Genomic DNA, 9,751 nt, shown 5'->3' with positions numbered 1-9,751 from the left:
CAGTTGCTAAGTTTCTTCCATAACAATGAGAACATACTCCATGTTTTGTTTTGCATCCGAGTACTGATCTAACTTTTACTTCTTGAATTCCAATATTTTGTATGAATTCGGCTTGTTCATCAGAAATCATTGTATTTGCTCTGACTATTATCTCTCCATTTTCTGGATTGATGATATCCTCAAAAGCATAGCGCCCCTCAATTCTGTCTTTCAATTCCTCTATGACTTCTTTTCCATCCATAAATGCTTTAACTAATAGATATTGATCTGTCCCACAGTCTTCTTCTCTGACTATTATATCTTGGCTTACATCTACTAGTCTTCTAGTTAAATATCCTGAGTCAGCAGTCCTTAAAGCTGTATCTGCTAATCCTTTTCTAGAACCATGGGTTGAGATAAAGAATTCAAGTACTGATAATCCTTCTCTAAAGTTTGACTTTATAGGCACCTCGATGGTTCTTCCTGAAGCACTTGCCATAAGACCTCTCATACCAGCTAATTGCCTAATTTGGTTTTTACTTCCTCTTGCTCCAGATAGAGCCATGATGTAGATATTGTTCATAGGATCTAAGCTGTCCATAAGAGCGTCTGTAACTTTATCTGTTGTATTGTTCCATATTTCGATAACTCTTTCATATCTTTCTTCTTCTGATATAAGACCTCTTCTATAAGACCTTTCGAGTTTATCTACTTCTTCTTCTGCTTTTCTAATTAGTGTATATTTTTCATCAGGAACTATTACATCGCCCATAGAAATGGTTATTGCTCCTATGGTTGAATATTTATATCCCATTTCTTTTATATGGTCTAACATCTCTGCAGTAGCTGCATTTCCATGTTTTCTAAAGCATTTGTCTACCAATATTCCTAAAAATTTCTTGTCAACTACTCTGTCGATTTCAAGAGAGTATTTATCTTTAGTCCTATCTACAAATCCTAAATCTTGTGGAATTTTTTCATTAAATATGAATCTACCTACTGTGCTGTTTATTATTTTACCTCTATCATCTTTGTCTAATTTTACTCTTACATTTACTCTTGCATGTATTCCGATTTCACCGTTTTGATAAGCATGAAGCATTTCATCGAAGGCTTTAAAGTACTTGCCTTCTCCGTCTTCTCCGTCCCTTTCAACAGTCAAATAATAGCTTCCTAAGACCATGTCTTGTGATGGAGTGGTGATAGGTTTCCCATCTTTAGGTGCTAATATGTTATTTGTAGAAAGCATAAGGAGTCTAGCTTCAGCTTGTGCTTCTTGTGATAAAGGTACATGTATTGCCATTTGATCTCCGTCAAAGTCGGCATTATATGCAGTACATACTAAAGGATGTAGTTTTATTGCCTTTCCTTCAACTAAAACTGGTTCAAATGCTTGAATACCAAGTCTGTGAAGTGTTGGTGCACGATTTAATAGCACTGGATGATCTTTTATAACTTCTTCCAATACATCCCATACTTGAGGTTTTACTCTTTCTACCATCCTCTTAGCTGATTTTATATTGTGGGCTAGATTGTCTTCAACTAATTTTTTCATTACAAATGGCTTGAATAGTTCTAACGCCATTGTCTTTGGAAGTCCACATTGATAAAACTTAAGCTCAGGACCTACAACAATAACTGACCTTCCTGAATAGTCTACCCTTTTTCCGAGTAAGTTTTGTCTAAATCTACCTTGCTTACCTTTAAGCATATCAGATAGTGATTTTAATGGTCTATTTCCCGGTCCAGTTACAGGTCTTCCTCTTCTTCCATTGTCAATTAAAGCATCTACAGCTTCTTGCAACATTCTTTTTTCGTTCCTAACTATAATGTCAGGAGCTCCTAAATCAAGAAGCCTCTTTAGTCTGTTATTTCTATTTATTACTCTTCTGTATAAGTCATTTAAATCAGATGTTGCAAACCTACCACCATCAAGCTGAACCATTGGTCTTAAATCAGGTGGAATTACAGGTATTACATCTAGTATCATCCACTCAGGCTTGTTTCCAGATTGTCTAAATGACTCAACTACTTCAAGTCTTCTAGTTATCCTTATTCTTTTTTGCCCTGTAGCATCTTTAAGCTGAGCTTTAAGTTCTTCTGCTTCTTTGTCTAAATCAATTTTTTGCAACAAGTATTTTATTGCTTCAGCTCCCATTTGAGCTTTGAATTTATTAGGATAAGTCTCTGAGTATTCTCTATACTCAGTTTCAGTTAAAAGTTGTTTTTCATACAATGGTGTATCTCCTGCTTCTAGTACTACATATGAAGCAAAATAAAGCACTTTTTCTAAAGCTCTTGGACTCATATCTAGCATAAGTCCCATTCTGCTTGGTATCCCTTTGAAATACCATATATGAGAAACAGGTGCTGCCAATTCTATATGTCCTAACCTTTCTCTTCTAACTTTAGCTTTAGTTACTTCAACTCCGCATCTGTCGCAAATAACACCTTTATATCTAACTCTTTTGTATTTACCACAGTGGCATTCCCAATCTTTTACTGGCCCAAATATTTTTTCACAGAAAAGCCCTTCTCTTTCAGGTTTAAGGGTTCTATAGTTTATGGTTTCTGGCTTTTTAACCTCACCTCTAGACCATTGCCTTATCTTTTCTGGTGATGCCAACCCAATTCTTATTGAATCAAATACATTTAATTCGTACAAGGAGCACTCTCTCCTTTCATAATATTAAAATATTTATTAAAAATCCTCATCATCAAAGTCATCAAAATCATCATCTTTTTCTTCTATTAAAAATCCTTCTGGAACTTCTACTTTAGGCTTTCGTGAAGTTAAAGCATCTTCATCTTCATTGTCTTCTTCATCTTCGTCTATATCTTCTATGCTTATTTTATCTATTGCACTCTCAGTGAAATCATATTCTGTTATATCATCGTCTATAGATTCTTTAAGCTCAATTTCTCCGAAGTCTTCGCCTATTATCTTTACATCTAAGGCTAAACTTTGAAGCTCTTTTATTAACACTTTAAATGACTCAGGTATGCCTGGTTCAGGTATATTTTCACCTTTAACTATAGCTTCGTATGCCTTAACTCTTCCTACTATATCATCTGATTTTACAGTCAAAATTTCTTGTAAAGTATGTGCAGCTCCATATGCTTCTAATGCCCATACTTCCATCTCTCCAAATCTTTGACCTCCAAACTGAGCTTTTCCTCCTAGAGGCTGCTGTGTGACTAAAGAATATGGTCCTGTAGATCTAGCATGAATTTTATCGTCAACTAGATGGTGAAGTTTTAGCATGTACATATATCCAACAGTTACTGGATTCGCAAACTTCTCTCCTGTTCTTCCATCTCTTAGCTCTATTTTCCCATTTTCTGGATACCCTGCAGTTCTTAAGGCTTCCATTATATCCTCTTCATTAGCTCCATCAAAAACTGGAGTGGCAACATGCCAACCTAATTTTTTAGCGGCTAATCCTAAATGCACTTCTAGAACTTGCCCCAAATTCATTCTAGAAGGTACTCCAAGTGGGTTTAATACAACGTCTACAGGAGTTCCATCTGGCATATATGGCATATCTTCTTTTGGAAGGATTCTAGAAACGACCCCTTTGTTTCCATGGCGCCCGCACATTTTGTCTCCTACGTTAATTTTTCTCTTGGTGGCTATATAAACCCTAACCATTTCGTTTACTCCAGGTGGTAGTTCGTCACCATTTTCCATTGTGTAGATTTTTACATCAACTACTATTCCACTTTCTCCATGTGGAACTCTAAGCGATGTATCTCTTACTTCACGAGCTTTTTCACCAAATATAGCCCTTAAAAGTCTTTCTTCTGGTGTCAGTTCTGTCTCTCCTTTCGGAGTTACTTTTCCTACCAATATATCTCCTGATTTTACTTCTGCTCCTATTCTTATTATGCCTCTTTCATTTAAGTCTTTGAGCATATCTTCCCCTACGTTAGGTATATCTCTAGTAAACTCTTCTGGTCCTAGTTTGGTGTCTCTTGCTTCTGATTCGTACTCTTCTATATGAACTGATGTCAAGACATCTTCAATAACTAATCTCTCATTCAATAATACAGCATCTTCGTAGTTATACCCTTCCCAAGTCATGAAAGCAATTAAGAGGTTCTTACCTAATGCTATTTCTCCTTGATCAGTACTTGGTCCATCAGCTATGATTTGAGATTCTGTTACTCTTTCACCTAGTTTTACTATTGGTCTTTGATTTATTGTAGTTCCTTGATTTGATCTTTTAAATTTCAGCAATTTATATTTATCTAACTGTCCGTCTTTATCTCTTCTGATTAGTATTTCATCCGCTGATACTTTTTCAACTATTCCTGAATTTTTAGCTATCACGACTACTCCCGAGTCTTTGGCAGCTTTATATTCGATACCTGTGCCTATTATAGGGGCTTCGGTTTTTAAAAGCGGCACTGCTTGACGTTGCATGTTAGATCCCATAAGAGCCCTATTGGCATCATCGTTTTCCAAGAATGGTATCATAGCAGTTCCCACAGAAACTATTTGCTTTGGAGAAACATCCATATAGTCAATCTCTTCTGGGGTAAATATGTCTACAACACCCATTTTCCCTCTAGCAACAATTCTGTTATTGATAAATCTATTGTTTTCATCCAGGGGCTCATTAGACTGAGCTATTATTAACTCATCCTCTAAATCTGCTGTTAAATAATTTATTTCCCCTGTAACTCTGCCATTTTCAACTTTTCTATAAGGAGCTTCTATAAATCCATATTCATTTATTCTTGCGTATGTCGTTAAAGATGTTATAAGTCCGATATTTGGACCTTCTGGAGTCTCAATTGGACACATTCTTCCATAATGAGAGTTATGAACGTCCCTTACCTCAAATCCAGCTCTATCTCTACTTAATCCTCCAGGTCCTAAAGCTGACATCCTTCTTTTATGTGTCAATTCTGCTAAAGGATTGGTTTGGTCCATGAACTGAGATAACTGGCTGCTTCCAAAAAATTCCTTTATAGCTGCTGTAACAGGTCTTACATTTATCAAAGCTTGAGGTGTGGTTACTTCAATGTCTTGAATTGTCATTCTTTCTCTGACAACTCTCTCCATACGTGCTAGTCCTATTCTAAACTGATTTTGCAACAGTTCCCCAACACTTCTAAGCCTTCTATTTCCTAAATGATCTATATCGTCTGAATTACCAACTCCATAAAACAAGTTAAACTCATAGTTAACACTAGCTATTATGTCATCTACTAATATATGTTTAGGCGATAATTCCTTTATCCTCTCTTTTATAGCTTGTTTTAATTCTTCTTCATCATCATAATTATCTACTAATTCTTTCATAAGAGGATAATATACTTTTTCCTTTAATCCAAGTTCTTCTAAAGAGAATGGTAAATTAAATGCTTCTCCACTTACAAAATTATTGGACAATACTTTTAATACTTTCCCATCATCCAAAATTATATTAACTGAATTTATTCCCGTGTTTTCAATCTCTATAGCCTTTTGTCTAGAAATTATTTCATTTTTTTCAACTAATATTTCCCCAGTGTTTGGATCAATTATATCTTCGGCTGATTTTCTGTCAGTGATTCTGTTGTATAGGCTCAACTTTTTATTGAATTTATATCTTCCAACTTTTGCTAGATCGTATCTACGTGGGTCAAAGAAAAGATTGTTTAATAAAGTCTTTGCACTGTCTATAGTTGGCGGCTCACCAGGCCTTAATCTTTTGTATATTTCCAATAGTGCTTCTTGTTCATTTGTTGTTGTGTCCTTTTCAAGAGTACGCAACAACTCTTCGGTTTCTCCTAATAAATCAATAATCTCAGCATTAGAAGAAATTTTTAAAGCCCTTAATAGTGTCGTAACAGGCACTTTTCTAGTTCTGTCGATTCTTACATGAATTACATTGTTAGAATCAGATTCATACTCAAGCCAAGCTCCCCTGTTAGGAATAAGTGTTGATGAATAAACTTTTTCACCTGACTTGTCAATACTTTCAACAAAATATACTCCAGGAGATCTTACTAATTGGCTGACCACAACTCTTTCCGCTCCATTGATGATAAAAGTCCCTTTGTCAGTCATCAGTGGGATATCTCCCATGAATACTTCCTGCTCTTTAACCTCTCCAGAGTCACGGTTTATTAACCTGACTTTCACTTTTAGTGCTGCAGAGTAATTTGCGTCTCTTTCCCTTGCTTCCATTTCGTCATATTTGACTTCACTGTCAATGTAATAGTCAACAAATTCTAAGATTAGATTTCCAGTGTAGTCTTGAATTGGAGAGATGTCATCAAAAACCTCCCTTAGTCCTTCCTCAATAAACCACTTGTAGGAAGATTTTTGTACCTCAATTAAGTCGGGTAAATCGAGTACCTCAGGAATCCTAGAGTAGCTCATTCTTTCCCGCTTACCTAATGTTACAGGATGTACCATTAAATCTTCACCCCTCAATAAACTAAAATAACCAAAAGCCCGTGGCTTTTGGTGATTGATACAATAAACCAAAAACTACAAAAGGCGTGATAAATAATATATCGCCTATTATAATCGTTATTATGCAATATATTATATTATCACACCTTTTAGTGTAAGTCAAATATTAATTTTTTTATTTAAACTTATTTTACTTCTACAGTTGCTCCAACTTCTTCTAATTTAGTTTTGATTTCTGCTGCTTCTTCTTTTGAAGCTCCTTCTTTAATTGGTTTTGGTGCGCCGTCTACTAGATCTTTAGCTTCTTTTAATCCTAAACCAGTTAATTCTCTTACTACTTTTATAACTTTAATTTTTTCTGCTCCAGCTGATTGAAGTATTACATCAAATTCTGTTTTTTCTTCTTCTGCTGCTGGTGCTGCTGCTCCACCTACTTGTGCTGCTACAGCAACTGCTGGTGCTGCTGCACTAACACCAAATTCTTCTTCTAATGCTTTTACTAATTCTGATAATTCTAATACTGTTAAATTTTTTACCTCTTCGATTAAATTTAATACTTTTTCACTTGCCATTTATTTTTCCCTCCGTATTTTTTATTTTTTTAAGCTGTTTTTTGCTCTGCTATTGCATTAAGCGCTATTGCTAATCCTCTTATTGTACCTTGTAATACATTTGCAAATCCTTGAATTGGGCTGTTGAATCCTCCCAATACTTGTGCTACTAATACTTCTCTTGGTGGAAGTTCTGCTAAGCTCTTAACTCCATTTTCATCGATGATCTTCCCATCTACAATTCCAGCCTTGATTTTAAGCTTATCATTTGTTTTTGCAAATTCTGTTGTTACTTTAGCTGCTGCTACTGGATCGTTTAAACCAAAAGCTACAGCAGATGGTCCTTTTAGATACTCATCGAATTGTTCTAAGCCAAGGTCTTTAAATGCGAAACTCATCATTGTGTTTTTATAAACTTTGTATTCTACCCCAGCTTCTCTGTATCTTTTCCTAAGCTCTGTTAATTGAGCTACATTCAACCCTCTATAATCAACTAATATGATTGATTGAGATGAACTTATTTTTTCTTTTATTTCTTCAACGATTTGTGATTTAGCTTGAAGAGTATGTTCCTTCACTTGCCATCACCTCCAAAGTGTATAATAATAAAGGCCTCTTTCGCAGACTGTGAAGAGACCAAATTTTCATGGTTTTATTCCTCGGTAGGATATTAAGCATAATGCACCTACTGTCTGCGGTATTTTAAATTTTAATTTTTATTAGTCACTAAGTTTTGCTGGGTTTATTTTTATCCCAGGGCCCATAGTGCTAGATACAACAACTGATTTTAAGTATTTTCCTTTTGCTGCTGCTGGTTTTGCTTTTATTAAAGCATCAATTATTGTTTCGAAGTTGTCTTTTAGCTTTTCAACACCAAATGATTTTTTACCAATTGGTACGTGGACTATACTTTCTTTGTCTACTCTGTATTCAACTTTACCTGCTTTGATTTCTTGTACTGCTTTTGCAATATCAAATGTTACGGTACCTGATTTGGGGTTTGGCATTAATCCTTTAGGTCCAAGAATTCTACCGATTCTTCCAACTGCGCCCATCATGTCAGGTGTTGCTACAACAACATCAAAGTCAAACCAGTTTTCATTTTGGATTTTTGCAATTAATTCTTCTCCGCCTACATAATCTGCTCCTGCTTCTTCAGCTTCTTTGAGCTTGTCCCCTTTAGCTATAACTAATACTTTTCTAGTTTTTCCTGTACCGTGTGGTAGTACTACTGCTCCTCTTACTTGTTGATCTGCATGTCTTGGATCAACACCTAATCTTACAGAAAGCTCAATTGTTTCATCAAAATTTGCTGTTGCAGTTTTAAGAACTAATTCTAAAGCTTCATCAACATCATACAACTTACCTTTTTCGATAAGTTTTGCACTTTCTTGATATTTTTTCCCTCTTTTTGGCATTTATTTACCTCCTTGTGGTATTAACGGAAATTCCTCCCACTTATTATTTCTCTACTTCTACCCCCATACTTCTTGCTGTCCCAGCAACCATGCTCATGGCAGCTTCAAGACTTCCAGCATTTAAGTCTGGCATTTTTATTTCAGCAATTTCTTTCACTTTAGCTTGTGTAAGTTTTCCAACTTTCTTCTTGTTTGGTTCACTAGAACCAGACTCTATCCCAAGTGCTTTTTTAATTAAAACTGGCACTGGTGGTGTCTTAGTGATAAATGAGAATGATCTATCTTGATATACAGTCAATACTACTGGTATGATCATTCCAAGTTGGTCTTGTGTCCTTGCATTGAATTCTTTAGTAAATTGCATGATATTTACTCCATGTGGTCCCAAAGCTGTACCTACAGGTGGAGCCGGAGTAGCTTTACCAGCTGGTATCTGCAATTTTACCATAGCTATCACTTTCTTAGCCAAAATTTCCACCTCCTTATATGGAATGCGTTATGCATAAATAAATATATTTATAAAGCAAAATTGCTTATAAATCAACTACATCTTATCTATTTGGTTTAGCTCTAATTCTACGAGAGTTTCTCTACCAAACATTGATACAAATACTTTAACTTTTTCTTTTTCTAAGTTTATACTTTCAATTTTCCCAACAAAGTTTTCAAATGGTCCAGAGGTTATTTTAACAGTCTCGCCAACTTTATAGTCAGATTCCAACACTCTAGCTTTTTTAGCAACTCCGAGAGCTTTAACCTCTTCGTCTGTCAAAGGGATTGGTTTTGACGAAGGACCTACAAATCCTGTAACTCCTCTGGTATTCCTAACTAAGTACCATGATTCATCATTTATGATCATTTTAATAAGGACATAGCCCGGAAATTTTTTTCTCTCTTTAACAGTCTTTTTATCGGATTTGTTTTCGACATATTCTTCAGTAGGTACAACTACTTCAAATATATCATCTCTCATTCCCCTATTCTCAACCATTTTCTCTAGATTTGCTTTAACTTTATTTTCGTGCCCAGAGTATGTATGAACAACATACCACTTTGCATTTTTCTCTCGTTCTTCCCTGCTTAAGTCCTTTTCCGGCATATAATAGGGACTTTTTGTCCCTTCCCTCCCTTATACTACGAAATAATTAAAGATAGTGCTCCTCCAACTATAAGGTCAAGCAAATAAACAACAATTGCAGCTAATACACTCATAAATAAAACAACACCAGTGTAGTTAGTTAATTCTTTTCTATTTGGCCATATAACTTTTCTTAATTCTGATCTTACGCCTTTGAAATAAGAAGAGAGTCTATTAGTTTTTTTTGTTTTTTCTGTTGGTTGTGCCATCTTTTCACATCCTTATGGTATATATTATTTTGTTTCTTTATGAA

8 protein-coding genes and 1 other annotated feature are annotated in these 9,751 nt (G+C 35.2%); all 8 genes read right to left on the bottom strand.

What is annotated here, in order from left to right; translation table 11 throughout:
- The coding region (gene rpoC / locus ACTB1H_RS07675; RefSeq protein ID WP_463262257.1) for a DNA-directed RNA polymerase subunit beta' at positions 1 to 2,644 on the bottom strand (2,644 nt) is incomplete at its 3' end.
- A 36-nt stretch (positions 2,645 to 2,680) separates the two neighbouring features.
- Positions 2,681 to 6,391, bottom strand: coding sequence for a DNA-directed RNA polymerase subunit beta (gene rpoB, locus ACTB1H_RS07670; RefSeq protein WP_463262258.1), 3,711 nt, complete (start codon positions 6,389 to 6,391; stop codon positions 2,681 to 2,683).
- 185 nt (positions 6,392 to 6,576) lie between these two features.
- Positions 6,577 to 6,963, bottom strand: a complete 387-nt coding sequence (gene rplL, locus ACTB1H_RS07665; RefSeq protein ID WP_463262256.1) for a 50S ribosomal protein L7/L12 — start codon at positions 6,961 to 6,963, stop codon at positions 6,577 to 6,579.
- A 29-nt stretch (positions 6,964 to 6,992) separates the two neighbouring features.
- Positions 6,993 to 7,520 carry a 50S ribosomal protein L10 gene (gene rplJ, locus ACTB1H_RS07660; protein ID WP_463262255.1) on the bottom strand — a complete coding sequence of 176 codons (528 nt, stop codon included), beginning with the start codon at positions 7,518 to 7,520 and terminating at the stop codon, positions 6,993 to 6,995.
- Positions 7,521 to 7,537: 17 nt separating this feature from the next.
- Positions 7,538 to 7,658, bottom strand: a sequence feature (ribosomal protein L10 leader region).
- 3 nt (positions 7,659 to 7,661) lie between these two features.
- Positions 7,662 to 8,360 carry a 50S ribosomal protein L1 gene (gene rplA, locus ACTB1H_RS07655; protein ID WP_463262254.1) on the bottom strand — a complete coding sequence of 233 codons (699 nt, stop codon included), beginning with the start codon at positions 8,358 to 8,360 and terminating at the stop codon, positions 7,662 to 7,664.
- A gap of 43 nt (positions 8,361 to 8,403) precedes the next feature.
- On the bottom strand, positions 8,404 to 8,829 hold the full coding sequence (rplK, locus tag ACTB1H_RS07650) for a 50S ribosomal protein L11 (RefSeq protein WP_463262253.1): 426 nt from the start codon (positions 8,827 to 8,829) through the stop codon (positions 8,404 to 8,406).
- Between the two features lie 75 nt (positions 8,830 to 8,904).
- Positions 8,905 to 9,459, bottom strand: coding sequence for a transcription termination/antitermination protein NusG (nusG, locus tag ACTB1H_RS07645; RefSeq protein ID WP_463262252.1), 555 nt, complete (start codon positions 9,457 to 9,459; stop codon positions 8,905 to 8,907).
- Between the two features lie 35 nt (positions 9,460 to 9,494).
- Positions 9,495 to 9,707, bottom strand: a complete 213-nt coding sequence (gene secE / locus ACTB1H_RS07640; RefSeq protein ID WP_463262251.1) for a preprotein translocase subunit SecE — start codon at positions 9,705 to 9,707, stop codon at positions 9,495 to 9,497.
- Positions 9,708 to 9,751 lie beyond the last annotated feature (44 nt).

Source organism: Soehngenia sp. (assembly GCF_055108775.1).
This window is presented reverse-complemented; position numbering and strand designations above follow the sequence as displayed.